24 protein-coding genes and 2 tRNA genes are annotated in these 26984 nt (G+C 39.1%); 19 read left to right on the top strand and 7 right to left on the bottom strand.

Going from position 1 to position 26984, the window contains the following annotated elements; all coding sequences use genetic code 11:
• Positions 1-157: 157 nt before the first annotated feature.
• From O0931_RS08475 to O0931_RS08460, 4 genes are read left to right on the top strand one after another with little or no spacing between them, the layout of a single operon-like run.
• A complete protein-coding gene (locus O0931_RS08475; RefSeq protein ID WP_269415132.1) occupies positions 158-775 on the top strand; it encodes an SRPBCC family protein in 618 nt (205 codons plus the stop codon).
• 43 nt (positions 776-818) lie between these two features.
• On the top strand, positions 819-1625 hold the full coding sequence (locus tag O0931_RS08470) for an oxidoreductase (protein ID WP_269415131.1): 807 nt from the start codon (positions 819-821) through the stop codon (positions 1623-1625).
• Between the two features lie 27 nt (positions 1626-1652).
• The gene (locus O0931_RS08465) at positions 1653-2138 is read left to right on the top strand and encodes an uS9 family ribosomal protein (RefSeq protein WP_269415130.1); all 486 of its coding nucleotides are present in this window, start codon (positions 1653-1655) and stop codon (positions 2136-2138) included.
• 20 nt (positions 2139-2158) lie between these two features.
• On the top strand, positions 2159-3067 hold the full coding sequence (locus O0931_RS08460) for a helix-turn-helix domain-containing protein (protein ID WP_269415129.1): 909 nt from the start codon (positions 2159-2161) through the stop codon (positions 3065-3067).
• A gap of 166 nt (positions 3068-3233) precedes the next feature.
• Here the strand turns inward: O0931_RS08460 and O0931_RS08455 are convergent.
• The 3 genes from O0931_RS08455 to O0931_RS08445 all read right to left on the bottom strand — a co-directional run bounded on the left by O0931_RS08455 (position 3234) and on the right by O0931_RS08445 (position 4044).
• Positions 3234-3317, bottom strand: a tRNA-Leu gene (locus tag O0931_RS08455).
• 72 nt (positions 3318-3389) lie between these two features.
• Positions 3390-3462, bottom strand: a tRNA-Gly gene (locus O0931_RS08450).
• A gap of 93 nt (positions 3463-3555) precedes the next feature.
• The gene (locus tag O0931_RS08445; RefSeq protein WP_269415128.1) at positions 3556-4044 is read right to left on the bottom strand and encodes a regulatory protein RecX; all 489 of its coding nucleotides are present in this window, start codon (positions 4042-4044) and stop codon (positions 3556-3558) included.
• Between the two features lie 61 nt (positions 4045-4105).
• Between O0931_RS08445 and O0931_RS08440 the strand changes: the two genes are divergently transcribed.
• The 4 genes from O0931_RS08440 (at position 4106) to O0931_RS08425 (ending at position 8163) form a co-directional block, all read left to right on the top strand.
• A complete protein-coding gene (locus tag O0931_RS08440; RefSeq protein WP_269415127.1) occupies positions 4106-6565 on the top strand; it encodes a bifunctional UDP-N-acetylmuramoyl-tripeptide:D-alanyl-D-alanine ligase/alanine racemase in 2460 nt (819 codons plus the stop codon).
• 138 nt (positions 6566-6703) lie between these two features.
• Positions 6704-7294: a DUF502 domain-containing protein gene (locus tag O0931_RS08435; RefSeq protein ID WP_269415126.1), complete on the top strand. Its 591-nt coding sequence runs from the start codon at positions 6704-6706 to the stop codon at positions 7292-7294.
• 273 nt (positions 7295-7567) lie between these two features.
• Positions 7568-7780: a hypothetical protein gene (locus tag O0931_RS08430; RefSeq protein ID WP_269415125.1), complete on the top strand. Its 213-nt coding sequence runs from the start codon at positions 7568-7570 to the stop codon at positions 7778-7780.
• On the top strand, positions 7771-8163 hold the full coding sequence (locus O0931_RS08425) for a type II toxin-antitoxin system VapC family toxin (RefSeq protein WP_269415124.1): 393 nt from the start codon (positions 7771-7773) through the stop codon (positions 8161-8163). The genes O0931_RS08430 and O0931_RS08425 overlap by 10 nt, the downstream gene beginning before the upstream one ends.
• Before the next feature lie 264 nt (positions 8164-8427).
• On the opposite strand, the gene O0931_RS08420 is transcribed toward O0931_RS08425, so the two are convergent.
• The 3 genes from O0931_RS08420 to O0931_RS08410 all read right to left on the bottom strand — a co-directional run bounded on the left by O0931_RS08420 (position 8428) and on the right by O0931_RS08410 (position 11465).
• Positions 8428-8922 (bottom strand): hypothetical protein, encoded by a 495-nt coding sequence (locus tag O0931_RS08420; protein WP_269415123.1) that lies wholly within the window; start codon positions 8920-8922, stop codon positions 8428-8430.
• Between the two features lie 309 nt (positions 8923-9231).
• Positions 9232-9939, bottom strand: coding sequence for an LOG family protein (locus tag O0931_RS08415; RefSeq protein ID WP_269415122.1), 708 nt, complete (start codon positions 9937-9939; stop codon positions 9232-9234).
• Between the two features lie 17 nt (positions 9940-9956).
• The gene (locus O0931_RS08410) at positions 9957-11465 is read right to left on the bottom strand and encodes a sodium:solute symporter (protein ID WP_269415121.1); all 1509 of its coding nucleotides are present in this window, start codon (positions 11463-11465) and stop codon (positions 9957-9959) included.
• A gap of 140 nt (positions 11466-11605) precedes the next feature.
• On the opposite strand from O0931_RS08410, the gene recR reads away from it, so the two are divergent.
• The 3 genes from recR to O0931_RS08395 all read left to right on the top strand — a co-directional run bounded on the left by recR (position 11606) and on the right by O0931_RS08395 (position 14114).
• Positions 11606-12223 (top strand): recombination mediator RecR, encoded by a 618-nt coding sequence (gene recR / locus O0931_RS08405; RefSeq protein ID WP_269415120.1) that lies wholly within the window; start codon positions 11606-11608, stop codon positions 12221-12223.
• Positions 12224-12278: 55 nt separating this feature from the next.
• On the top strand, positions 12279-13097 hold the full coding sequence (locus O0931_RS08400) for an SDR family oxidoreductase (protein ID WP_269415119.1): 819 nt from the start codon (positions 12279-12281) through the stop codon (positions 13095-13097).
• Between the two features lie 180 nt (positions 13098-13277).
• Positions 13278-14114: an alpha/beta hydrolase gene (locus O0931_RS08395; RefSeq protein WP_269415118.1), complete on the top strand. Its 837-nt coding sequence runs from the start codon at positions 13278-13280 to the stop codon at positions 14112-14114.
• Positions 14115-14505: 391 nt separating this feature from the next.
• Here O0931_RS08395 and O0931_RS08390 read toward each other — a convergent pair whose 3' ends face one another.
• Positions 14506-15453, bottom strand: coding sequence for an ion channel (locus O0931_RS08390; RefSeq protein WP_269415117.1), 948 nt, complete (start codon positions 15451-15453; stop codon positions 14506-14508).
• A gap of 289 nt (positions 15454-15742) precedes the next feature.
• Between O0931_RS08390 and trpD the strand changes: the two genes are divergently transcribed.
• From trpD to O0931_RS08350, 8 genes are all read left to right on the top strand, one after another.
• Positions 15743-16729 (top strand): anthranilate phosphoribosyltransferase, encoded by a 987-nt coding sequence (trpD, locus tag O0931_RS08385; RefSeq protein WP_269415116.1) that lies wholly within the window; start codon positions 15743-15745, stop codon positions 16727-16729.
• The gene (locus tag O0931_RS08380; RefSeq protein ID WP_269415115.1) at positions 16729-17364 is read left to right on the top strand and encodes a phosphoribosylanthranilate isomerase; all 636 of its coding nucleotides are present in this window, start codon (positions 16729-16731) and stop codon (positions 17362-17364) included. The genes trpD and O0931_RS08380 overlap by 1 nt, the downstream gene beginning before the upstream one ends.
• A gap of 97 nt (positions 17365-17461) precedes the next feature.
• Positions 17462-18643, top strand: coding sequence for a tryptophan synthase subunit beta (trpB, locus tag O0931_RS08375; RefSeq protein WP_269415114.1), 1182 nt, complete (start codon positions 17462-17464; stop codon positions 18641-18643).
• A 76-nt stretch (positions 18644-18719) separates the two neighbouring features.
• On the top strand, positions 18720-19487 hold the full coding sequence (trpA, locus tag O0931_RS08370) for a tryptophan synthase subunit alpha (RefSeq protein ID WP_269415113.1): 768 nt from the start codon (positions 18720-18722) through the stop codon (positions 19485-19487).
• 974 nt (positions 19488-20461) lie between these two features.
• Positions 20462-21067, top strand: coding sequence for a TetR/AcrR family transcriptional regulator (locus tag O0931_RS08365; protein WP_269415112.1), 606 nt, complete (start codon positions 20462-20464; stop codon positions 21065-21067).
• A 96-nt stretch (positions 21068-21163) separates the two neighbouring features.
• Positions 21164-22342, top strand: a complete 1179-nt coding sequence (locus tag O0931_RS08360) for an efflux RND transporter periplasmic adaptor subunit (RefSeq protein WP_269415111.1) — start codon at positions 21164-21166, stop codon at positions 22340-22342.
• 24 nt (positions 22343-22366) lie between these two features.
• The gene (locus O0931_RS08355; RefSeq protein ID WP_269415110.1) at positions 22367-25567 is read left to right on the top strand and encodes an efflux RND transporter permease subunit; all 3201 of its coding nucleotides are present in this window, start codon (positions 22367-22369) and stop codon (positions 25565-25567) included.
• Positions 25554-26963, top strand: coding sequence for a TolC family protein (locus tag O0931_RS08350; RefSeq protein ID WP_269415109.1), 1410 nt, complete (start codon positions 25554-25556; stop codon positions 26961-26963). The genes O0931_RS08355 and O0931_RS08350 overlap by 14 nt, the downstream gene beginning before the upstream one ends.
• Positions 26964-26984 lie beyond the last annotated feature (21 nt).

Here is a 26984-nt window from a genome sequence, read left to right as displayed (position 1 = left end):
ATGATTTATATAAATCCTCCGATTTATTCTTATTGGCAAAGGTTAGGTGTTTTTTGGTTTTTCATCAAATAAGGAATTAGTATACAACAATCAGTAATTCGTGTTATCAGCCTGGTGCAAAGCCAACCGACCTTTGGATAAACAAAAAATAATAAAAATGAAAAAGTATTTCACATTAATAATTGGCCTCCTGATATCCGTCAATGGATTTGCGCAGGATGGAAATTGGAAGACAGCTACTTTAAAAGACGGTAAGGTAAACGTTAAAAGTAAAATCGTAACACAAAAAGTTAATAACAAAGAGAAGAATGTCTTTTACTATGTCGTTGAAACAGTTGTAGATGTTAACCTGGGTAAGGCAGAAACATTTATGAGAAATTCGGCTAACTATAAGAAATTTCTGGAAAACATGGGGGCAACCAGCGAGCTGAAAAAAATATCTGCTAATGCATGGCTCACTTACATCTATTTTGATAACTCATGGCCAGTGTCGGATAATGATTGTGTTCAGAAATTCGAGTTCGTAAAAACAAACAATGGATTTTATATTTCAGGGAAAGCAGCACCAACCGAATTTGAAGTAAAAAAAGTTGAGCGCATAAACTTATATGATGTGGTCTACAAATTTGAACAAATTGCAGATAAAAAAATAAAGGTAAGTATAGATGCTGTTTTTTCCCCAACAGGCGCTATCCCCAAAGTTCTGATGAACAGTTGGCTTCCAAACGGACCCGAACGAATTATAAGTCGTTTGGTAGAATCAATTTCTAAATAAACAGCTGTAGAATTTTCATCATCAATAATAACTTATAAGCAAAATGACGAAAGTAATTTTAATAACAGGTGCTTCATCAGGCATGGGCAAAGAAACCGCGCAACAATTAATCAAAGAAGGTCACACCGTTTATACGGTGGCAAGGCGCATTGATAATATGAACGACTTAAAGCAACTGGGGGGCTTTCCTATCCAGATGGATATAACAAACGAAGCCGATATCCAAAAAGTGGTTGATGCAATTATTCAAAAAGAAAGAAAAATTGATATTTTGTGGAATAATGCAGGCTATGGCCTATATGGAGCGGTTGAAGACATTGAAATAAATGCGGCCAAAAATCAATTTGAAGTCAATCTCTTTGGTTTAGCAAGTTTAACGCAAAAAGTAATTCCATTTATGCGAAAAGCTAAATCAGGTGTAATTATTAATACCTCCTCTATGGGTGGCAAAATGTATACACCGCTGGGCGCCTGGTATCATGCATCAAAACATGCCCTGGAAGGTTGGAGCGATTGCCTGCGTTTAGAATTAAAAGCATTTAACATTAATGTTGTAATCCTGGAACCGGGGTTAATTCAAACCGAGTTTGCAGATGTATTAACAGGGCCAATGATAAAATATTCAGGACATGGTACTTATGCTGACCTGGTAAATTCAATTACAAAGTCGACAGGGCGTACAAAAATGTCGCCTTCATCTGTTATTGCCGATACAATTTCTAAAATTGTAAATGCCGATAAGCCAAAAACACGATACAGGATTGGAAATTGGGCTAAACCGATGGTTTGGATGCGTATGTATTTAGGCGACAAACTATATGACAAAATAATAATGAGCCAGGTAAAATAAAGCATAAATATTTAATAATTTAAATCAATGGAATTTGCAGCATACACAAATGCCTGGGCAAAGAGCGAAGTGCTTCAAGGGAAAATGATGATTACAGCGGGCATTTTTTTGGCTTTGATTTTTACCGGAATTTATCGTAGTGAAAATGTGTTCTTAAAAGGTAGCTTAGTCCCCCTGGGTTTAATGCTGGCAATTCTATTAGGCTACGGCAGTTTTATCCTATATAGCAGACCTGCACATGCTAAAGAAATAATTGGTTTATACCAGAAATCGCCTGATGAAGCAATTAAAAAAGAGATAACAAAGCATTTAAATGATAATAAAGCCGGAAAACTACTTATGCGTATTTATCCGTTTTTAATGATTTTATCAGTAATTGCATTGCCACTTGCCTCTACTCATTATCATAAAGGAATGGCCTTGGGGTTTACCCTCTTATTTATTTCTACATTTGTTATTGATAACGGATTTGTGACCCGCTCTGACGCGTTTTTATCATTCTTACAACAATAACTTATAAAAAAACTATCAGAATGAAAGAAGTATATCATATTGAAACCATAAGCGAATTGAATAATATACTCAATCAGGAAAAGCCAAAACATCCTTTGGTTTCTGTAGTTGATTTTTCAAAAGTTGAAAGTTTCGGCGAAAATAATGTAAAAACAACTTTAGGCTTCTACTCAATAATGCTTAAAAACAATCACTGTGGAAAGTTAAAATATGGAAGGGAATATTTCGATTTTCAGGAGGGTACTTTAATCTGCATTGCACCAAAGCAGGTTGCTGCTATCGAAAATGAAAGCGACCAACAAAATGATGTATCGGGCTGGGGTTTGTTCTTTCATCCTGATTTAATCAGAGGAACTTCATTGGGTAGTAAAATGAAAGACTACAATTTTTTTTTTTATGAAGTTAACGAAGCATTGCATTTATCTGATAAGGAAAAACAGACTTTGAACGACTGCGTCACAAAAATTGAAAATGAACTTTCGCAAAACATAGACCAGCACAGTCAGAACTTAATTGTATCAAATATTGAATTACTTTTAAACTATTGTATTCGATTTTACGACAGGCAGTTTATTACCCGGAAAAACAGTAATAAAGATACGCTGGCGAAATTTGAAAATATGTTAACAAACTATTTTAAATCCGACAAACTAAAAAATAATGGTTTGCCGAGTGTAAAGTATTGTGCAGACCAGTTATTCTTATCTCCCAATTATTTAAGCGACTTATTAAAAAAAGAAACAGGTAAAAATGCCCAAGACCACATACATTACTATTTGATTGAAGAAGCCAAAAATAATCTGTTAAACACGAATGCTACAATAAGCGAAGTTGCTTACAACCTTGGTTTCGAGTATCCGCAATATTTCAGTAAACTGTTTAAAAGCAAAACAGGGACAACCCCTGCTGAATACAGGAGCCTGAGCTGATGTAGCTTAGAACAAGATTCCTTATCTCTTAAGTCGTTCAAACAGGATGGCACCTAAATATAAAAATGCATGTCGAACAATTCGATAAATTATAATTTAATGGTTTTTAAACAAAAAAGGTTGCTCTGTTTTGGAGCAACCTTTTTTGTATTCGATTTTTTTGAAGTACTCGGGGCGGGAATCGAACCCGCACGCCTTTGAAAGCACAGGATTTTAAGTCCTGCGTGTCTACCAGTTCCACCACCCGAGCATTAGCCTTTTCCGAAATCCTTCGGTAGGTTAACCTTTTAAAATAAATGCTTTCTGGTAGGAAAGCATTTAGAGCGAAAGACGAGATTCGAACTCGCGACCCCGACCTTGGCAAGGTCGTGCTCTACCAACTGAGCTACTTTCGCATAAACAATACAGATAAACCATTTTGTTTTGGTGATGCAAATATAGAGAGTTTTATATTTCTGTCAAGAAATTTCTTGTTAAAATTTTAATATTTAGTTTAAATTGCTGGCTTTCAGTGCAAGTAAAATTAAATCACTTTCAAATCCTCTTCCCTGAAGATAGGTCATCAGCTTAATTTTTCTTTTTAAAGGATTTGATTCCGTTAAAGTACCCGCTTTTTTAACCGCTAAATTTTCCAAAGTTTGCATATAATCCTCATCATCTATGCTGTACAAAGCCTTTTGCAAAATTTTATCGGGAACACCTTTTAACTTTAAGCCTTGTTTAATCTTTACGCGGCCCCATTTTTTGATGTTGAATTTTCCGGAGGCGTACGATTTTGCGAAACGTTCTTCGTTGAGAAAGTTGTTCATGATCAAGTCAGATAAAATCTCTTCCAGTTCATCGCCACGCATGCCCCATTCCACCAGTTTATACCGAACTTCCTTTTGCGAACGTTCCTGGTAAACACAAAAACTTTCCGCTTTGGCGAGTGCCTGTTTTTTATCTAATATTGCTGCCTCTTGTTTACCGCTTTTCATAATTAATTACTGAAATTCGTAAAAATAAAAACGATTACCGTATTTTTCTGAATATAATACCATGCAGAACCCGATTTATACCATTTCCAGAATTGCAGAAATATTAAATGCTGATGCCAGATTGGTTGATAAACAAGCCTTTATCCAATACCTGGTAATTGATAGTCGCTCGGTTCTGGTGCCGGAAAATTCTTTGTTTTTTGCTTTGTCATCGCACCGCGACGGACACGGGTTTATTAAAGATGCTTACCATAAACAGATTCGGAATTTTGTCATTACAGAAGAAAAATACATTAACGAATATCCTGACTGCAATTTTATTCGGGTTGATGATGCTTTAAAAGCACTCCAAAATTTAACCGTTTATCATCGTAATCAATTCGATTTAAAAACCATTGGAATAACCGGAAGTAATGGAAAAACGATTGTTAAAGAATGGTTGTATCAACTTTTGGCTGCAGATTATAACATTGTTCGCAGTCCGAAAAGTTATAATTCGCAGATTGGCGTTCCGCTTTCTGTCTGGCAAATCGATACTGATAATACCTTAGGGATTTTCGAGGCTGGTATTTCCGCTGTAAATGAAATGGAAACCCTGGCAGAAATTATTCAACCGCAGATTGGCATTTTAACCAACATCGGCGAAGCACATGCAGAGGGTTTCAGTTCTAAAGGAGAAAAGCTGAAAGAGAAATTAAAATTATTTGCAGCTGCTGAATTGTTTATCTATTCGCCCGATTACGTTAGCGAAATTAATTTTCAAGATTTACCAGGTAAAAAACAATTCAGCTGGAGCAGTACTCAAAGTGCAGATTTGAGAATTATTGCCGTTGAATCCCTTGAAGGCAATTGTCGTTTACGGGCAATTTATCAAGATCGGGAAATAGCATGTATGCTGCCCTTTAACGACAGGGCATCTATTGAAAATGGTACGATTTGCTGGGCGACCCTGCTTGCTTTAGGTTATTCAGCTGAACAGGCAGATTTGCGTTTGGAGAAACTGAGTCATGTAAGTATGCGCTTAGAACTTAAAAACGGCATTAACCAATGTTCCATTATCGACGATTCTTACAGTGCAGATATTTCTTCACTGGCAATTGCCTTAGATTTCCTGAATCAGCAAAATCAACATCCAAAGAAAACCGTCATTCTATCTGAATTATTTGAAACCGGCCGGGATGATTTGGACTTATACTCCGAAATTGCCGATTTACTGGCACAGAAGAAAGTAAACCGATTGATAGGTATTGGAACGCATATCGCTAAATATGCGCAACGCTTTAAATTTGAAACTCAGTTTTTTGAAGATACCAATGCTTTTATCGATGCTTTTCCGGCTTTGCATTTTAACCACGAAACCATATTGGTTAAAGGCGCCCGGCGATTTGAATTCGGCAGAATTAGCAAGCTTTTAACACAAAAAATTCATGATACCGTTTTGGAAATCGATTTGAATGCCATGGTTGGGAACCTGCAATTCTATCGTTCGAAAATTAAACCCGGTGTAAAAATTATGGCCATGGTTAAGGCTTTTTCTTACGGAAGCGGAAGTTTCGAAATTGCCAATTTACTGCAGTTTCACAAGGTTGATTACCTGGCCGTAGCCTATGCAGACGAGGGCATCGCTTTACGCAAAGCAGGCATAACCTTGCCTATTATGGTTATGAGCCCTGAAGAATCTGCTTTTGAAGCAATTATTAAACACAATTTAGAACCGGAGATTTATAGCCTGGAGATTTTCAATAGCTTTTTAAAAGCCCTTTCTGATCAAAATTACGATTACCCGATACATCTGAAGATAGACAGTGGTATGCACCGTTTGGGCTTTGATGAGCAAGATATTGATAAGCTGTCAGAATTATTGAAAGATGCCCAGCAAATTAAAGTTCAAAGTATATTTTCTCATTTGGTGGCGAGTGGAGCGTCCGAACACGATGGCTTTACGCAACAGCAAATCGATAAGTTCAACCTGATTGCTAACAAATTAACCGCCATTTTGAGTTGCAAACCATTACTTCACATCGCAAATACATCGGGTATAAGTCGCTGGCCTGATGCACAAATGGATATGGTACGTTTAGGAATTGGTTTGTACGGTTTCGATTCGGCACTTTCAAATAATCGCGGATTGCAAACCACGATGGTACTAAAGACTACGGTTACACAGATAAAAACACTCGATGCCGGCGAAACTGTCGGCTATAGCAGAAGCGGTGTAATGCCTAATGGCGGCAAAATTGCCACGGTAAAAATTGGCTATGCCGATGGTTATAGTCGTGCTTTCGGTAATGGTATAGGTAAAATGCTGATTAACGGTTATTTGGTGCCAACGATTGGTTCCATTTGCATGGATATGACTATGCTCGATATTACCGGAATTGATGTAAAACCAGGTGACGAAGCCATCGTTTTTAATCAGGAACACAGCATTATCGAACTGGCTAAACAAATTAATACCATTCCATACGAAATTCTGACCAATATATCCCAACGCGTAAAAAGGGTTTATTTTTATGAATAAAACAATTGCTAAATTTTCATATTGCTGAATTGCACTGATGTTCTTGGAATTTATCGGCATTTGAATAGTAAACAATTGAAGCCATCAAACAATTTAGCAATTCTAATCTATTAGCCTTATTTTTCATAAGTTTGCAGCATGAACAAAGTCGGGAAAGCTATTTTAAACTATTTAATTAAAGGTTTATTGATTGTGGTGCCCATTGCCGTTAGCATTTTTATTGTAGTTTGGGCTGTTACAACGGTAGATAGCTGGTTAAACGTTAATAACATACTGGGTGTTAATCCATTGACAGGTGAAAGCAGAAACATACCCGGTTTAGGTTTACTTACCGTGTTAACCATCATTTTGCTGGCTGGAATTTTTGTAACTAATTTGGTTACCGAACCAATGTATAATTGGTTTCAAAGAATAATGCAGCGTTTACCTTTGCTGAATTTTATTTATTCTTCCATTAAGGATTTAACAGAAGCTTTCGTTGGCGACGAAAAGAAATTTAATCATCCGGTTATCGTTGAAGTAGAAGGTGGCTTGAAAAAGATTGGTTTCCTTACCCAAAATGATTTGCATAAACTGGATTTACCTGAAGAAGTAGCCGTGTATTTTCCGCTTTCTTATTCCTTTGCCGGTCAGCTTTGCATTGTGAAAAGAGATAAAGTTAAAGATTTAAATATGAGCGCTGCAGATGCCATGAAATTGGTGGTTAGTGGTGGCGTAAGCGGGCTTTAGCGTCCCGGTCGGCAGATACATACAGATTCCTGCCAGATTACCTCGTGCTGACATGTAAGCGAAGTTGAAAGCTACCAAATAAAGCGAGCTCCCCTAAGGTAATTTATTCCAGCATTTCTTCATTATGACCTTGAAATCCTTGTCTGCGGCGATCAGTAGTTCTGGGCGATGGTCGTCCTTAAATGAAAAGCCCAGGTTTGTATTTTCATGAATCGAAATGATTGTTAAGGTTTTGTCGCTGATTCGCAGATTATTTTTTATTATATTTGTTATATGAGAACAGTTACATTAGATATCTTGGACGATAATGCTTTAAATTTACTTAAGGATTTAGAGTTGCTTAAAGTTATTCGATTACGAAGAGATGATCAACCTGAAATCTCTTTATCAGAAAATTTAGTAAAAAAGTATAAAGGCAGCATGGTTTCTCAAAGTAAAGATGAAATAGATAACCAGTTGGAAAATTTACGAAACGAATGGGTGTAAACTTTCTTTGGGACACTAATACTGTTATTTATTATCTTCAACGCCAACTACCTCTTCCTGCCGAAAAGTTCATTGATGAAATATTATCTGGTTCAAGGCCGGCAATTTCTGCAATTACTGAAATAGAACTACGTTGTTGGAAAGCGGCTACACAAGATGATATTACGGTTTTGAATAATTTCATAAATGACTCGTTTGTTTATGAATTATATAGTGATGTGAAAGATAAAACAGTAGAACTTCGTAAAGACTTTAATATCAAATTACCTGATGCAATTATTGCTGCTACAGCCTTGGTAAACAATTTCACATTACTAAGCAGAAATTCTAAAGATTTTGTCAAAATTAAAAATCTCAAATTTATAAACCCTTTTGATTTGTAATACAAAGTAATCTTCGGCAAAAAATGCATAGGTTCTTGTCCTAACTAATCGAAATCATTGTTTAGGCTTGCCATAGATTCGAAGATTTTTAAAGTCCGTACGTCATGAATTCATTTTAGCATCTCCTCTTAATCAAGATTCTGAAATGAACGGCTTAGCCCTCTTGGATGCCAATAAAAACACAATACTAAATGAAAATTCGAGTTACGACCAGTTAAACAGATAATTCTTCATTGCATTCAGAATGACAACGCCCGAATAGTTTTAGAAAATACCCCGTCCTGTAAATAAAATAAATACCAGAATTATAAAAGCAAAAAGTATTCGCACATAGTATTCTCTGATAAATAAGCCTGTCAAAATCAATAAATCATCATCAGTATTGCTATGAATTAGCCCGTTTCCGGTGGAAGAATTATAAATAACTTGTTTGTCTTTATGGTTATTTAATGTCCATCGGCTCAGCCAGCTATTTTGAAAGCTCCAGTCAAATTCTTCTCCTGACGTAAAAAATATTTTTGCCTTAAAACCTAACCAGTCGTAACGGATAATGGCCAGAACTTCATTCTTATTATCGAGGATTTTTGTTTCAGGGTTGGTATAGCCCTCACTTTTTAAGAGATAAATTCCTTGCTGCGTGGTTGCGATTGCAGAGTTTTTAAGCGAACTAAAATTGACAGAAAATTTCAGCAATGCGTTGCCAAATACCTGATAATTGCTATCAAATAAACCTTTTCTCCAATTTAATATTTGCTCCATATTCGGTATTAGTAATTTTTATGCTGATTAAATGCTTAATAAACAAAAAAGAGCGATTTTGTTTTGTAAAGATTAGAGTTCCGTATCCATAACATGTTACAGCCAAAATATGGGGTACAAAAAAAGTGCTCATGAAAACAAGCACTTTTTGGAATTATTGAATTTTGAATTATCGAAATACCCAATCCTGTAATTTTGATTTAACTTCTTTTAACCGCCAAAATCATATAATCCTTTAATCCTGGTAATCCTTTAATCCTGGTTAATCCTGGTTAATCCTTTAATCCTGGCAATCCTGGTTAATCCTGGTTAAAAGTTAGGTTTCAGTACATATTTATTATAGAACCTGAAAATGTGTTCTGCGGCTTCTTCTGCAGTATCTACCAAACGGAATAAATTCAAATCCTCTTCGTGAATGTTATGTTCTTTTTGTAGCATTGTTCCTTTAATCCAGTCGATTAATCCACTCCAATAATCTTTACCCAGCAATACGATCGGAAAACGCGCAATCTTACCGGTTTGAATTAATGTTAAAGCCTCGAAAAGTTCGTCCATCGTTCCAAAACCGCCTGGAAGAACCACAAAACCCTGACTGTATTTCATAAACATTACCTTACGAACGAAGAAATAATCGAACTCTAAAAGCTTGTTATGGTCGATGTATTTATTGTGAAATTGCTCAAAAGGTAATTCGATATTTAAACCAACAGATTTACCGCCGTTGGTATGGGCACCTTTGTTTCCGGCTTCCATAATACCTGGGCCACCACCTGTAATTACACCATAACCGCGATCAGTTAGTAATTTACCGCATTGTTCGGCCAGTTGATAATACCGGTTTGTTTGCGCGGTGCGCGCAGAACCGTAAATGGTAACGCAGGGGCCAATTTTTGCCAGTTTCTCAAAACCATCAACAAACTCGGCCATTATTTTAAAAATCTGCCAGGAATCGGTTACTTTAATTTCCTGCCAGTCTTTATTTTCAAAAGCACTTCTGATTTTTTCTTCACTCGTCATATACTGTATACTAAATATTAAAATTTGGTTTGCGCATCAGTTTTTTTGCTGATGAAAAGCAAGCCGATAAATGTGATTAAACCGTTAATCAAAATCAGTTCAACACTGAAAACGTAACCGCCCAATATTTCTTTTGAGTAGCTTGAAAGCAAGTAACATAAAAAAGGCGATAATATGCAAATCATCGGCACTAATTTATCATGTAAACCACGTTTTTTTACAAATAATCCAAAACTATAGAGACCTAAAAGCGGCCCGTAGGTATAAGAAGCAATGGTAAAAATTAAACTTACCACCGATGAGCTGTTCAGCGCATTGATTACAATGATGACCAGGAACATCAAAATTGAGAACGCTACGTGAACAGTGTGACGTTTTTTAACAGCGTCTTTATTGTTAACATTTTCAGCTTTTGCCATCCCTAAAAAGTCAACACAAAAGGAAGTAGTTAAAGCGGTAAGTGCCGAATCTGTAGTGGCAAAAGTTGCAGCTGTTAAGCCCAGCATAAAGATGATTGCCGGTACCGCACCCAAATTATTCAAGGCAATTTCCGGGAACAATAAATCCGTTCTTGGTTTGCCGGTAATATGGTCTAAAGGGATATCAATACCGTTTTTAGCAGCGAAAATGTAAAGTAAAGCGCCAACACTCAAAAAGAAAACATTTAAAACTACAAACACACCGGTAAAAGTGAACATGTTCTTTTGTGCCTCTTTTATGGTGCCCATACTCAGGTTCTTCTGCATTAAATCCTGGTCTAAACCGGTCATGGCGATGGTTACGAAAATCCCGCCGATAAACTGTTTGCTGAAATACCATTTGTTGGTTAAGAAATCATCCCAGAAAAATATTTTGGAGTAACTGCTGCTTTTGATGGTTTCAAATGCTTGAGGGATGTTCAAATTCAGGCTGCTGCAGATAAAATAAATGGTTAAGAAAACCGATAAAACCAGGAAAAATGTTTGCAGCGTATCGGTAATGATGATGGTTTTTAATCCGCCTTTAAAGGTATACGACCAAATCAAAGCCAAGGATATGAGCACGGTAAGCCAAAATGGAATGCCATAATTATCGAAGATGAAACGTTGCAAAACAATCACAACTAAATACAGCCTGGTTGCAGAACCCAATGTTCTACTTAGCAAAAATATTGATGCGGCAGTTTTGTAGCTGTAATGCCCTAATCGCTGTTCAATATAACTGTATATCGATGTTAACTTCATCCGGTAATACAGGGGCAGTAAAACGGTACAAATAATGATGAAACCAACCGCGTTCCCTAAAACAAACTGGAAATATTGAAACTGGTTTCCTGCAGGTGCGCCAACTTCGCCCGGAACGGAAATGAATGTTACACCCGAAAGTGCCGTTCCAATCATCCCGAAGGCCACTAAATACCATTTCGAGTTTCTATTGGCTACAAAAAAGGAATTGTTATCCGATGAATCTTTAGACGTTACAAAAGAAATTATGATCAGCACTAAGAAGTATCCGATTAAAAAGCAAAGGAGGACGGTTGGCGACATAGTTTTGTTTTAAGCTGCTAAATGTAAGAAATTAATATTAGTTGTTTTGTTGGTTAGATTGTTAGTTTTTTTGTACCGACGCAAAATAACTAAAAAACCAAACGACTAAAAAACCAAACAACTATTTCATATTTTTGTATATGAATTTTTCATCCAAACTGCTTGAAGATGCGGTAAACGAATTCTCGAAATTACCAGGTGTTGGGCAAAAGACAGCATTGAGATTGGTTTTACACCTTTTAAATAAAGAACAGGAGGAAGTTAACCAGTTTGGAAATACTTTAATCAAACTCAAACAAGAGATAAAAAACTGCAGCATTTGCTACAATATTTCCGATCACACCATTTGCGAAATCTGTACTTCGCACAAGCGTGATAAGGAAACCATTTGTGTGGTGGAAGATACGCGGGATGTAATGGCGATTGAAAATACCGGGCAATATTTTGGCGTTTACCATGTTTTAGGCGGATTAATTTCGCCAATGGATGGCATCGGACCGGCAGATTTATACATCGATGGTTTGGTTCAACGCGTTTCAACAGGCGATATTAAGGAAGTGATTTTAGCATTGAGCCCGAATATGGAGGGCGATACCACCCTGTTTTACCTTTTTAAAAGACTCAAGGAATTTAATGTTCCCATTACCACAATTGCCAGGGGCATTGCTTTTGGTGGCGAGTTGGAATACACCGATGAAATCACCCTTGGTCGCTCAATAATCACCCGTGTGCCTTATGAAAACGCCATGATGAGATAGTCTCAATACTTGCTACTTGATACTTGCTACTCGATACTTGCTACTCAATACTAATATGAACTTAAAAAACAAAGTTATCATCATCACAGGCGCATCAAGCGGAATCGGAAAGGCATGTGCCGAAGAATTCGCTAAACGTGGCGCAAATGTCGTGCTCGCCGCCCGTCAGTATGTTACCCTTTGCGAAATCACTGCCGATTTAGAAAAGAAATACGGCATCAGAGCCGTTGCCGTACAAGCCGATGTAAGCAAAGAAGCAGACTGCGAACTGATCATCAAACAAACTTTAATTTCCTTTAATAAAATTGATATTCTGGTTAACAATGCAGGTTTATCCATGCGTGCCTTATTCAATGATTTGGATTTATCCGTATTGAAAAACCTGATGGATGTGAATTTCTGGGGAACGGTTTACTGTACAAAATATGCCCTGCCGGAAATTCTTAAAACCAAGGGAACTATTGTAGGAGTTTCTTCAATTGCAGGTTATCGTGGCTTACCCGGCAGAACCGGTTATTCGGCATCGAAGTTTGCAATGAATGGTTTTATGGAATCGTTACGTACCGAACTTCTAAAAACAGGTGTAAATGTTTTAGTTGCTTGTCCGGGATTTACAGCATCGAACATTCGGGTTACAGCACTGTCAAAAGATGGCGCCGCCCATGGCGAAACCAGTATGGATGAGGGTAAAATGATGACCTCTGAAGAAGTGGCTGTTATTATTGCCGATGGCATTGAAAAGCGCAAACGTACGCTGGTCATGACAGGTCAGGGAAAATTAGCCGTTTGGATGAATAAGTTGTTCCCGGCTTTTGTAGATAAAAAGGTTTTTGATTTGTTCGCGAAAGAAAAGAACCCATTGATAGAAAAGTAAAATGTTAAATGGATGATGGAAAATGTGAAATGTAAAATGGGAGAGAGAAGATGTAATTTCATCGAAAGTCTACGGGCATTTTGAGCCATCATCCATTTTCCATAATACATCTTCCATCCTCAATAAATCCACCAACCCAACAATTTCGTTTATCTGGTGTTCAGATTGAAAAACTTTTATATGCTTAAAAATTTTGTTTTAGTAATGCTCTTTTTTCAAACCATCATAGCCTCAGCACAGGTAAAAACAGTAAAAAACATCAATTATGCGGGAAATACTGATGAGAAAAATACCCTCAATATTTTCTATAAAAACGATTCTGTAAAAAATAAGCCCGTTTTGATTTTTATTCATGGTGGTTCATGGAGTAGCGGAAAGAAAGAAACCTATTGGTGGTTAGGCAGAAACTTCGCCCGTAAAGGCATTGTAACCGTTATCCTGAATTATCCGCTGGCACCCCAGACTCAATATGAAAAAATGGCTGATGATTGTGCAATCGCTGTAAAGTGGGTACAGGCTAATATTTTAAACTATACCGCAAGTCCCGAAAAGATTTTTGTAATGGGGCATTCTGCCGGTGCACATCTTGGCGAATTAATAAATGCTGATCCGAAATACTTTAAACATGCCGGAATTAAAAATCCAATAAAAGGCTTAATCCTGAATGACCCCTTCGGACTCGATTTATATGAGTATTTAACTACGGCTGAGAAAGACGATTTTTATTATGATTTCATCCGGACTTTTACCGATAAGCCGGCCGTTTGGAAATTGGCATCTCCCTTAGATTATGTAAATAACATTAAAAACCCGCATTTGCTTTTTTACGGGGGCAAAACTTACGGCGCCATTAAAATACAAACACCAAGGTTATACGAAAAATTAAAAGCCAATCATATTCCTGTAGAAATCAAGGAAATAAAGGGTAAAAGCCATGTGCCAATGATTAGCCAGATGATATTTGGCGGCAATGATTTATATGATGATATTGTGGCTTTTATTAAAAAGTATAGTTAAACCTGATGATTTAGAACTTTAATAGTTCTGGTAAGAAGTACGATTTTTTTGTCTTGGTTGAGTGGCTGGACTTTAATAATGCATTCCGAATCCCGATAGCTATCAGGATGTTAAGCCGGATTGGAAGTAGTACGAAGATATAATGGTAAGGCTAAGTTGGGTGGAAAAGCATTGTGACTGTTCCATCGCTCATAATTTTTTTGTCTTCTAAAATTATCGCATTGCATTCACGCTATGCTATCCCCTTTGGATGGGGCAGATTATTTGTCGATCAATCTTAATACTCACTACTTGATACTCGCTACTCGCTACTCACTACTCACTACTTGCTACTTGATACTTGCTACTCACTACTTGCTACTCGATACCCACCACTTGATAAGCTTCCTATTTAATCAACAAATACCTTTTCAGTACTATCAAATAAACTGTAATCCATCACCGTTTTGCCGGCCTCGTTATGGTGGTGCATGACTGTAAATTTTGCATCCCATTCGATGTCTTCATCCTGGTAACTCGTTCTGGTATGAATGGTTTGCGCAAACGTATCGTCAAAGGCCCTTAAAATAACGAATATCTCAACTTCAGCAACTTTCAATTCATCTAAAGTTTTTTCAAAAATCGGGCTATCTTCATCAATCGGGTGAACCAGTGTCCAGTTTAAAGACAGCACACTGATTTTACTCCGCTCCAGTTTAAGGGGGTAAAAACTTCTTTTCAGTTTGCCATTAACGGTTTCGTTAAAAGTTATAACCATTTGCACTTCAACATCAATAAGAGAATTTCTCCTCATGTTTACCAAACGGCACATTAAGCCTTTATGATTTTGATAAGGTGCCACAACCATTTTTTTACTAAAAGAAACTTTAGAAGTTGGCCGGCTAAATCGGCCGTAAAGTAACCCGGTGGCCAAAGCAAATGCCAATAAACCCAGCATACTTTCAAAAGCAGCAAGAATACTCGTTATGAAACCCTGCGGGGAAATGTGTCCGTAACCAACGGTCGATATGGTTTGTGCAGAAAAGAAAAAGGCATCAAAAAATTGGTCGCGGAGCGTTGTGCCTTTGGCGCCATTTAAATTTTCGATTCCAATAACATTATAAGCAATTGCGAAAAGTGTATTTACAATAAGATAGGCAATTAATATGATGAAGAAAAACCTCGGCCAGCTCATCGTTACCAATCGCGTATAGGTATCATCGAATTTGAACCATGGCAAACCTGTTCGCTCGATATTTGGTGTTCCATCGGTATTTAAAACACGTTGATTTTTGATAACCGGAGCCGAACCGAAACCTAAATCATCATTAAACTGTACTTTTCGCTTAAAAAAAGCCATATATTTTAGAAAGATTTTGGAATTGTAAAAATTATATCAATATTTGTTCTGTACAAACATGATAATTAAAAACTTAAATAACAATTGGTGGTGGCATAACGAAATTCGTTAGGCAAATTCTGTTGTTATATATTTTAAAATATTTTATAAACGATGAAGAGGATTGCCCAAAAAGCAATCCTTTTTTTATGACTTTTTTTAAATAACGCTATAACCTCGGTTCGTGTCTTCACGAAACGAAATATTAATTGATTCGTGGCGACACGAACCAGGGCTTGAAAACATTAATATGAAAAAGATATTAAACCATTTATTTGAAAATAAGAGTTTCAGCAGGGAAGAAGCAAAGAACATCCTGATTTCCATTACGCAAGGCGAATTCAACGCTTCGCAGATTGCGGCTTTTATCACCGCTTATGCTATGCGCAATATTACAGTAGATGAGTTGCAGGGTTTCCGCGATGCCATGCTCGATTTAGGTGTCAAAGCCGATTTTTCAGATTTCGAATTAATAGATCTTTGTGGTACAGGTGGCGATGGCAAAGATACTTTTAATATTTCTACCCTTTCATCTTTCGTTGTGGCAGGTGCTGGCCATAAGGTGGCGAAACATGGTAACTACGGTGTTTCTTCGGGCTGTGGCTCATCGAATGTAATGGAATACCTGGGTTATAATTTTACAAATGACCAGGCTGTTTTGAAACGCAATCTTGATGCTGCAGGCATTTGCTTTTTACATGCACCATTGTTTAACCCGGCTATGAAAATTGTAGCACCTATTCGTAAAGATTTGGGTATCAAAACGTTTTTCAATATGTTGGGACCGATGGTTAATCCGTCTCAACCCAAATATCAAATGGTTGGTGTGTTCAGCCTGGAGCTGGCTCGTTTATACAATTACTTATATCAGGATACGACTAAAAATTACACCATTGTTCATGCGCTTGAAGGTTACGATGAAATTTCGCTTACCTGCGATGTTAAAACCTTCAATAACAAGGGCGAAAGCATTTTAACCTTAAACGATATGGGCTTTGAAAAGGTTTCTGTGCATGATATCAAAGGTGGCGATACCGTAGAATCTTCTGCGAAAATATTTATGGATGTGCTGAATGGCGAGGCTACTGATGTTCAAAATAATGTGGTGCTTTGCAATTCGGCATTGGCAATTAAAACCATAAAACCGACAGCAAGTTTTGCAGATTGTTTTTATGAGGCTGAGGAATCCTTAACAAGTAAGAAAGCATTAGCAAGCTTCAAAAAATTGGTCGCCTGATGGAAGGATTAAAATTAAAAGTTTGCGGAATGAAGTTCGCGGCAAATATTGCTGCGGTTGCCGGGCTGCAACCTGACTATTTAGGCTTTATTTTTTATGAAAAATCGCCGAGGTTTATCAGTGATGTTTCTGCTGAATTAATTAAATACATTCCTTCAGAAATTAAAACCGTTGGTGTTTTCGTAAATGAAGATGTAGAAGTTGTTAAGAAAAAGGTAAATCTTTATCAGTTAAAAGCTGTTCAGTTACATGGAAATGAATCAAGTGAATATTGCGAAGAATTGAAATCTGGTTTTAATAGCTTAGAAGTAATTAAAGCTTTTGGCGTTGATGAAGATTTTGACTTTGCAATATTGAATAATTATGCAGCTGTGGTTGATTACTTTTTGTTTGATACCAAAACTAAAGCGCATGGTGGTTCAGGAAAGACTTTTGATTGGAAGATTTTAGAACGTTATACCCTTGATAAACCTTATTTTTTAAGTGGCGGAATTGATTTGGAACATGCGGGAGTAATAAAAGCAATTGAAGATTCACGGTTATATGCGTTGGATATCAATAGCAGGTTTGAAGTTGAGCCTGGTGTTAAGGATAAGGAGAAGATTAAAGGATTTATTAAAGAAATGGAAAAATAGAATGTCATACTGAGGAACGAAGTATCTGCAAGCGACGAAGAACTGCTGCCGATATTCAATAGATTCTTCGTTCCTCAGAATGACAAAATTTACAGATATGAAATACAAAGTAAACGAAAAAGGATATTACGGAGATTTTGGTGGGGCGTACATCCCTGAAATGCTTTACCCAAACGTAGAAGAATTGCGCCAAAACTATTTAAAGATTATTGATGATGCCGGTTTTCAGAAAGAATTTCATCAATTATTAAAAGATTATGTTGGTCGCCCGTCGCCGTTGTATTTAGCTAAAAGATATTCTGAGCGTTATGGCGCAAATATTTTCCTGAAAAGGGAAGATTTAAACCATACCGGTGCACATAAAATTAACAATACCATCGGCCAGATTCTGCTAGCCGAAAAACTCGGGAAAAAAAGAATCATTGCGGAGACAGGTGCCGGTCAGCATGGTGTGGCAACCGCCACCGTTTGTGCTTTGCGTAACCTGGAATGTGTGATTTACATGGGAGAGGTTGATATCGAACGTCAAGCACCAAACGTGGCCCGCATGAAAATGTTAGGCGCAAAAGTTGTTCCGGCAAGTTCTGGTAGTAAAACACTTAAAGATGCCACCAACGAGGCCATGCGCGACTGGATTAACAATCCCGTAGATACGCATTACATTATTGGCTCGGTAGTTGGCCCGCATCCTTACCCGGACATGGTGGCGATTTTCCAATCCATCATTTCCGAAGAAACCAAAAAACAGCTGCTGGAACAAACCGGTAGCGACCAGCCGGATTATGTTTTGGCTTGCGTTGGCGGCGGCAGTAATGCCATGGGTATGTTTTACCATTTCATGGATGATGAAAATGTAAAATTGATTGCGGTTGAGGCTGCCGGTAAAGGCGTTTCCAGCGGTTTTTCTGCCGCAACTACCTTTCTTGGCAAAGAAGGCGTGCTACATGGCAGCAGAAGTATCTTAATGCAAACTGAAGATGGACAAGTGGTAGAGCCACATTCGGTTTCAGCAGGTTTGGATTACCCTGGGATTGGTCCTCAACACGCACATTTATTTAAAACCGGTCGCGGGCAATATGTTTCCATTACCGATGAAGAGAGTTTAGATGCAGGATTGTTATTGACGCAATTAGAAGGCATTATTCCTGCAATTGAAAGTGCACACGCCTTAGCATACCTGGAGAAAATGGAATTTAAAGGCGGTGAAAATGTGGTAATTTGCTTATCGGGCAGGGGCGATAAGGATTTAGATACATATATTAAATATTTTAATTTATAAACCCTAAATCCCCTGAAGGGGAATTGGAGGTTAATTTTTTTACACAATTAATGAAGCCCCTTTAGGGGTTTGGGGTATGAACAGAATCAAACAACTCTTCCAGGAGAAGAAAAATATATTATCAATTTATTATACAGCCGGTTATCCGAATACCGGCGATACCATACAAATTGCCGAAGCATTGGAAAAATCGGGCGCAGACATGCTGGAAATCGGGTTTCCCTATTCAGATCCTGTTGCTGACGGACCTGTGATTCAGGCAAGCAGCAAACAGGCTTTAGACCAGGGCATGACACTTAACCTGCTCTTCGAACAATTGAAAGATTTGCGGAAAAAAGTAACCATACCTGTTTTACTGATGGGCTATGTAAACCCTGTTCTGCAATTTGGTGTAGAGAATTTTTGTAAAGCCTGTGCCGAAGTGGGTGTTGATGGTTGTATCGTTCCGGATTTACCAATGGTTGAATATGAAGAATTTTATAAGGGCTGTTTCGAAGAACACAATTTAAGTAACGTGTTTTTAATTACGCCTCAAACGGCTGAAGAACGCATTCATAAAATTGATGGCTTAACAAACGGATTTATTTACCTGCTTTCTTCTTCAGCAACAACCGGAAAAAACCTGGAGGTTGGCGATACCACGGAAACTTATTTCAGCAGGATTAAAAACATGAACCTGAAGAACCCAACAATGATTGGTTTTGGTATTAGTGATAAACAGACGTTTGACAAAGCTTGTGCGTATGCCAATGGAGCAATTATCGGAACCGCTTTCGTTAAGGCAATTGAGCATGGGAATATTGAGGAAAGTGTAAGTGCTTTTATGAAGAAGTTTAAGTCTTAGAATTTTAACCCCAAAGCAAGCAATTCTTTCGCAAAGAACGCTAAGTGTAATTCGTTTTTCGTCCATTGCGATAAGTCGTCATTTCGACCGTAGCGGAGAACCACGAAGTGCTCAGCGAAGCTAAATCTTTTAAACTACACTAGTCGTAGCCTCCCGCTACGACTTTTGTTTTTGACCATCTCATTATCGTAATTTGAGGGGAAAACTCCCTCCTTACTATAAGGGGGTAGGACAATGTCATTAACTTAAGAGAAATCCCTGTCAGTCTGAGCTTGTCGAAGACCATTTTACAGTCGATAATAAAAAACGTTTGTCCTTCGACCAGCTCAGGATGACAACGTTTTTCATTTTCTCCTTAAGTTAATGATATTAAGGGTTGGGGGTGGTTCCATTATACTTACACTAGTCGCTGCGTCTCTCTATAACTGTTTCTTTAAAATTAGCGTTTCGGTCGGTGAGACACCAACCGATAGATGAATGTCATTAACTTAAGAGAAATCCCTGTCAGTCTGAGCTTGTCGAAGACCATTTTACAGTCGATAATAAAAAACGTTTGTCCTTCGACCAGCTCAGGATGACAACGTTTTTCATTTTCTCCTTAAGTTAATGACATTAAGGGTTGGGGGTGGTTCCATTATACTTACACTAGTCGCCGCATCTCTCTATAACTGTTTTCTTTAAAATTAGCGTTTCGGTCGGTGAGACACCAACCGATAGATGAAAAGCGCAGGAAGCCGTTTCAAAAGAACCACAAGCTTTGCTTTCCAAAAAAAAAATGCCTGCTTGTCATGATTTTTTTCGGATTACCGGAATAGACGGAATAATTATTAATTCCTAAAAACTTCGTTTAAACCTATTTAAGTGCATATTTCAGCCGTTCAAATTTCATTTGACAATTCAATGATTCTTAGTTTCTGAAATGGTTCTACATTTGCTTAACGGTGTTAGATTATTTACACTTAATAAATTCCGTCATGGGAAGCAAAGAGAGAATTCTACGTTTAAAAGATGAAACCAGGACCAGTATTCTGGATGCAGCCTTGAACATTGTTCAAACAGAAGGTTGGCAGGCTTTGAGTATGCGTAAAATTGCCGACCAGATTGAATATACTGCACCGATTATTTATGAATATTTTCCTAATAAAGACGGTATTTTACTGGAACTAACCAGAAGAGGTTACCAGATTCTGGCGAAGGATATTCGTGCGGCCCGCGATAAATATGAAACTCCGGAAGATAAAATGGAAGCCATGTGGGTTGCTTATTGGAACTTCGCATTTGCCAATAAAGAATTTTATCAATTAATGTACGGTGTGGATATGGTTTGTTGTACCGTAAAGAATTCATTAACTGAAGCTGAAACGGTTTCAAATATGTTAGGCGATGTCATTGAATCTTTATTCAAAAAGAAACCCGTTTCTGAAGACGATATTTGTATGAAATACTACACCTATTGGTCCATCATTCATGGTTTGATTTCAATTAACCTGGTACGTCCGAATGGAAGAACAACAGATGAACTTAACCAGCAAATTTTAAAAGATGCCATTAAAGGCATTACACTGTCTATTAACAGCTAAATTTTTTTAAACGATAATTTAACACTGTTAGATTATTTATACCCTTTAAATCCACAATAAATTATATTATATATGAATGCCATCCACTACTTGTTCATGTCACTTAACACTGTTAAACAGTTTAATAAGGTTAAGTCAGTGTTAATTGTACTGACACTTTCTGCATTTCTGCTAAGCTGTAAGTCATCGCCGGAGCAATCGTCGGCTGCACCTCCGCCACCCGCCTTGCCGGTAAGCGCCATTAATGCCAGCACAGAAACAACCTACATTGAATATCCGGCTTCCATTCAGGGTGCTGTTGATATTGATGTCCGCCCGCAGGTGAGTGGTTATTTACAAAGTGTTCTGGTTAACGAAGGTGCTTATGTAACTGCCGGACAAACACTTTTCAAAATCAATGATAATCCATACCGCGAAGCTTTAAACAATGCCAAAGCAAGCTTACATGCTGCGGAAGCTGCCATCTTAAATGCCCAATTGGAAGTTGATAAGTTAACGCCACTGGTTCAAAATAAAGTGGTTTCTGATTTTCAGTTAAAAACAGCTAAAACCGCTTACAAAATTGCCCAGGCCAATGCCGAACAGGCAAGGGCAAGTGTAGCATCCGCTCAGATTAATCTGGGGTACACCAATGTTAAAGCAACGGTAAGCGGTTATATTGGCCGTATTCCGAAGAAACAGGGAAGTCTGGTTTCGCCGACCGATCAGGTTGCCTTAACCCAATTATCAGATATCCACGAAGTACATGTTTATTTCTCCCTGGCTGAAAACGATTTCAACAACTTTAATGCAAACTACCCTGGTAAAACCCCTGCCGATCGGATTAGACATTTGCCGGCAGTAGAACTTTTATTATCCGATAATTCGGCTTACCCAGTTAAAGGTAAGATTGATATGATTGATGGTCAGTTCGATAAAAACACCGGTGCCATCACGCTCAGGGCAAGTTTTCCTAATGCCAACGGCATCCTGCGCTCGGGTAATACAGGTAAGATTCGTTTAGGCTTACAACATGATGATGCCATTCTGGTTCCTCAGGCGTCGACGGTAGAAATGCAGGATAAAGTATTTGTATTTACCGTAGGCGATAGCAGCAAGGTGAAAAAACAAGCCATAACCATTGTGGGTAAAGCCGGCGAAAATTACCTGGTGAAAGACGGCGTAAAAGCTGGCGACCAGATTGTGTTAAGCGGGGTTGATAAATTACAGGAGGGTATGGTTATCCAGCCTCAGATAGCAACAGATAAAGTAGCGGTTGCTAAAACAGAAAAATAATAAATTATTAAAGTTTAAGGAATCATGTTTCAGAAATTTATAGACAGGCCGGTACTTTCAACCGTTATCTCCATCTTATTGGTGATATTGGGTATACTGGGCCTAACAAAGTTGCCCTTAGAGCGCTTTCCAAATATCGCACCCCCGTCGGTATTGGTTACTGCCGTGTACCCAGGGGCGAATGCCGAAACCATTTTGCGTTCGGTAACCCCGTCATTGGAGGAAGCGATTAACGGTGTGGAGAACATGACCTACATGACCTCCAGCGCCAGTAACGACGGTACCTTGGCCATCACGGTTTTCTTTCAGCAAGGTACCAACCCCGATCAGGCCGCTGTTAATGTACAAAACCGGGTTTCGCAGGCCACCAGTCAGTTGCCTGCAGAGGTGGTACAATATGGTATCACCACCACCAAACAGCAAAATAGTTTCATTGGGGCCATCGGTATCTATTCTGAGGATCCAAAAAAATATGATGCCGTTTTCGTGAACAACTACGCACAGATTAACATCATTCCCGAATTGAAACGTATCCCCGGTGTAGGTTCAGCCAGTGTATTTGGTGGTATTAAAGATTATTCCATGCGCATCTGGTTAAACCCAAGTCAGCTGGCTACTTATAAAATTACGCCTAATGAAGTGATTGCGGCTGTGCAGGACAAAAACCTGGAAGCGGCGCCAGGCCGTTTAGGCGAGCGCAGTAGTGAAGCCTTTGAATACATCATTAAATATAAAGGTAAACTCACCAAACCGGAAGAATATCAAAACATCGCCATCCGTTCCAATTCAGATGGCTCCATCTTACGTTTGAAAGACGTGGCCCGTGTGGAACTGGGTGCGTACAGCTATGGTAGTGTGAATCGTTTAAATGGAAAAGATGGCATTACCATCGGTGTGATCCAGTTATCCGGCTCAAATGCCAACGAAATCCAGATTGCCATTGACAAGCTGTTGGTGAAACTTTCAAAAGATTTCCCGGCAGGCATCAAATTCAACCAGTTTTACCGCACTAAAACCGACCTCGACGAATCCATCAGCCAGGTACAGCATACTTTGATAGAGGCCTTTATACTGGTATTTATCGTGGTATTCATCTTCCTTCAGGATTTCAGATCGACTTTAATCCCGGCGATAGCCGTTCCGGTTGCCATTATCGGTACTTTCTTTTTTATGCAGCTTTTCGGTTTCTCCATTAACCTCTTAACCCTGTTCGCGCTGGTGTTAGCCATTGGTATTGTGGTGGATGATGCGATCGTAGTGGTGGAAGCGGTGCATGCCAAAATGGAAGAGAACCCTTCGCTAAGTCCGAGGGCGGCAACCACCCAGGCAATGAACGAAATTACCGGGGCCATTATATCGATTACCCTGGTGATGGCAGCCGTATTTTTACCTGTTGGTTTTATGACCGGCTCAACCGGAATATTTTACAAACAGTTCGCCTTAACCATGGCGATAGCCATCATTATATCAGCGGTTAACGCTTTAACTTTAAGTCCTGCACTGGCAGCCTTATTCTTAAAAAACAAACATGCCGAAGGTGGCCATAACGCACCTAAAAAAGGCTTTGTCGAAAAGTTTTATGCCGGCTTTAACGGCGGCTTTAATTACATGACCAACCGTTATGTTGGCGGCTTAAAAGTGCTTGTGCGCCATAAATGGATCAGCATGGCCGGGCTTGCCTTAGTTGTTTTGCTTACCGTTTTTATGGTGAGCCGAACCAAAACAGGCTTTATCCCGACAGAAGATCAGGGCTTCGTGGCGATTGCGGTGGCCAGTCCGTCGGGAACCTCCCTAGCCAATACCAATAAAATGTTAAAACAGGCTGAAGCCGAGTTGCGTGCAATGCCATCTGCAAGGTTCGTGATGTCGCTGGCGGGTTATAACTTCTTAACCGCATCCAACAGTCCATCAGCCGGTCAGATTTTCTTATTGTTAAAACCAAATGAGGAAAGAGGGGCGGTTAAAAACATCGATGAAATACAAAACATCGTAAGGGCAAAAATGGCAGCCATATCTGCCGGTACCTTCTTTGTATTCAGTTTTCCAACCGTTCCGGGCTTTAGCAATGTGGAAGCCATGAACGTGATGTTACAGGATAAAACGAATGGCCGCCTGGACAAATTTAGTGGTGTGGCGAATAACTTTATCGCAAAGTTAATGACGAAACCGGCTATTGCTTATGCTTTTACTTCTTATAAAGCAGATTATCCGCAGTTACAACTGGATGTGAACGACGAAAAAGCCGATCAGCTGGGCGTAAGTAAGAAAGACATCTTACAAACCATGCAGACGTATTTCGGTACGGCACAGGCATCCGATTTTAACCGCTTTGGTAAATATTACCGCGTGGTGGTTCAGGCCGATGTTGCTGACCGGACCGACCCTGCAAGTATCGATAGGGTATTTGTTAAAAATAAAGCTGGGGAAAGTGTGCCCATCAGTACGCTGGTTAAATTGACCCGGGTGTATGGTTCGGAAACGGCTTCGCGTTACAACCTGTTTAACTCCATCGAGGTGAATGCAATTCCTAAACCAGGCTTCAGTTCCGGCGACGCGATTAAAGCGATTGAAGAAACGGCGAAAGAACAATTGCCAACCGGCTATGCTTACGAATTCTCCGGACAAACACGCGAGGAAATTTCTTCCGGCGGACAATCAACCGTGATATTCCTGCTTTGCCTGGTTTTTGTGTACTTCCTATTATCTGCACAGTACGAGAGTTACATCCTGCCATTGGCGGTCATCCTTTCCATCCCTACAGGTGTATTCGGTGTGTTTGCCGTATTGGGTTTAACCGGTATCGAAAACAACATTTATGTACAGGTGGCGCTGATTATGCTGATCGGTTTGCTGGCTAAAAATGCCATCCTGATTGTAGAATTTGCTGTGCAGCGACGAAAGGCCGGATTGAGTCTGGTGGATTCGGCGATAGAAGCCGCGCGATTAAGGATAAGACCGATTATCATGACCTCACTGGCCTTTGTGTTTGGTTTATTCCCGATGAGTATTGCAACAGGTCCTTCGGCACAAGGTAACCACTCCATCAGTATCGGTGCCGCAGGTGGTATGGTATCCGGTGTACTATTAGGTTTATTCATTATCCCGGTACTCTTTGTCATCTTCCAGGCTTTACAGGAAAAAATATCAAAAAAATCATCAAAACAGGTAGTTCGCCATCATGAAGAACCTGTAAATAATAATCATATAGTTTATGAAACGGTTTAATATCATTACCATCCTGCTCCTTGTATTCATCTGGAGCGGATGTTCGGTTTCGAAAGATTTGGCCCTTCCCGAAAGTCTGGCGCCAAAAATGTTCAGGAATTCAACACCAAAAGACTCTTCAAACATTGGCGATTTGCCGCTGAAAAGTTTTATCAACGACCTTACCGTACAGAATTTAATTGATACGGCATTGGTTCGGAATTACGATATGCAAATTGCATTGAAAAATATCGATGCGGCTGAAGTCTTGTTTAAACAGTCGAAATTGGGTTACCTACCTGAGTTAAAATTACAGGTGGCGGCGAGTTCAAGCCGCCCCTCTGATAACAGTTTAAACGGATTAAGCCTGAACCAGTTTACCGGTTCCACCCATATCGAAGATTATACGGCTAACCTTGGCGTATTCTGGGAGGCCGACATCTGGGGCAAAATCCGCAACCAGAAAGCAGGTGCTTTGGCCAGTTATTTACAAACAGAAGAAGCGCGTAAAGCGGTTCAAACCCGTTTGGTGTCCAACGTTGCACAAGGCTATTACAATCTGTTAATGCTGGATGCACAGCTGGACATCGCCAGGAAAAACCTGAAGCTAAACGACAGCACGCTGAGGATCATCAATTTACAGTTCGATGCCGGTCAGGTGACTTCGCTGGCCATACAACAGGCCCAGGCCCAGCAATTAAATGCGGCGCAACTGGTGCCCCGTTTGGAGCAGAATGTAATCTTGCAGGAAAATGCTTTAAGTGTTTTGATCGGTACTTTGCCGCAATCGATTAACCGGAGCAACCGCCTCGATAAAATGGTAATTCCGCAGGATTTGAATGCAGGTTTTCCTTCGGCTTTGCTAAGTCGCAGACCGGATATTAAATCGGCTGAACTCGCTTTAAATGTAGCCAATGCAAGAGTGGGCGTGGCGAAAGCCAGCCTATATCCTTCACTGGTGATTACGGCAAGCGGTGGTGTCAATTCCTTCAAAGCCAGCAACTGGTTTAATGTACCGGCATCCTTATTTGGTTTGGTTTCCGGCGGCATTACCCAGCCGATTTTCCAAAGGGGACAGCTGAAAAGCAATTTAGCGCTGGCGAAAATCGACCGGGAGAAAACGGTTATCCAGTTTCGCCAGTCGGTTATTAATGCCGTAGGCGAAGTTTCTGATGAATTAACAAAGTTTGAGAAACTGAAAACCCAGTACAGCATTGCAGCGAAAAGAGCGCAGACTTTACAACAGGCATCCAGAAATGCGAATTTGTTGTTCAAAAGCGGTATGGCGAATTACTTAGAAGTCATTACCGCGCAAGGAAATTTATTGCAAAGCGAACTGGAACTGACCACCATCAAAATCGAGCAGTTAAATGCGGTGGTTGGTTTGTATAGATCGTTAGGTGGGGGCTGGAATTAAAAATTATTTATTCTTTTTGAA

This window comes from Pedobacter rhodius (genome assembly GCF_027213645.1).
GTDB classification, from domain to species: Bacteria; Bacteroidota; Bacteroidia; order Sphingobacteriales; family Sphingobacteriaceae; genus Pedobacter; species Pedobacter rhodius.
This window is presented reverse-complemented; position numbering and strand designations above follow the sequence as displayed.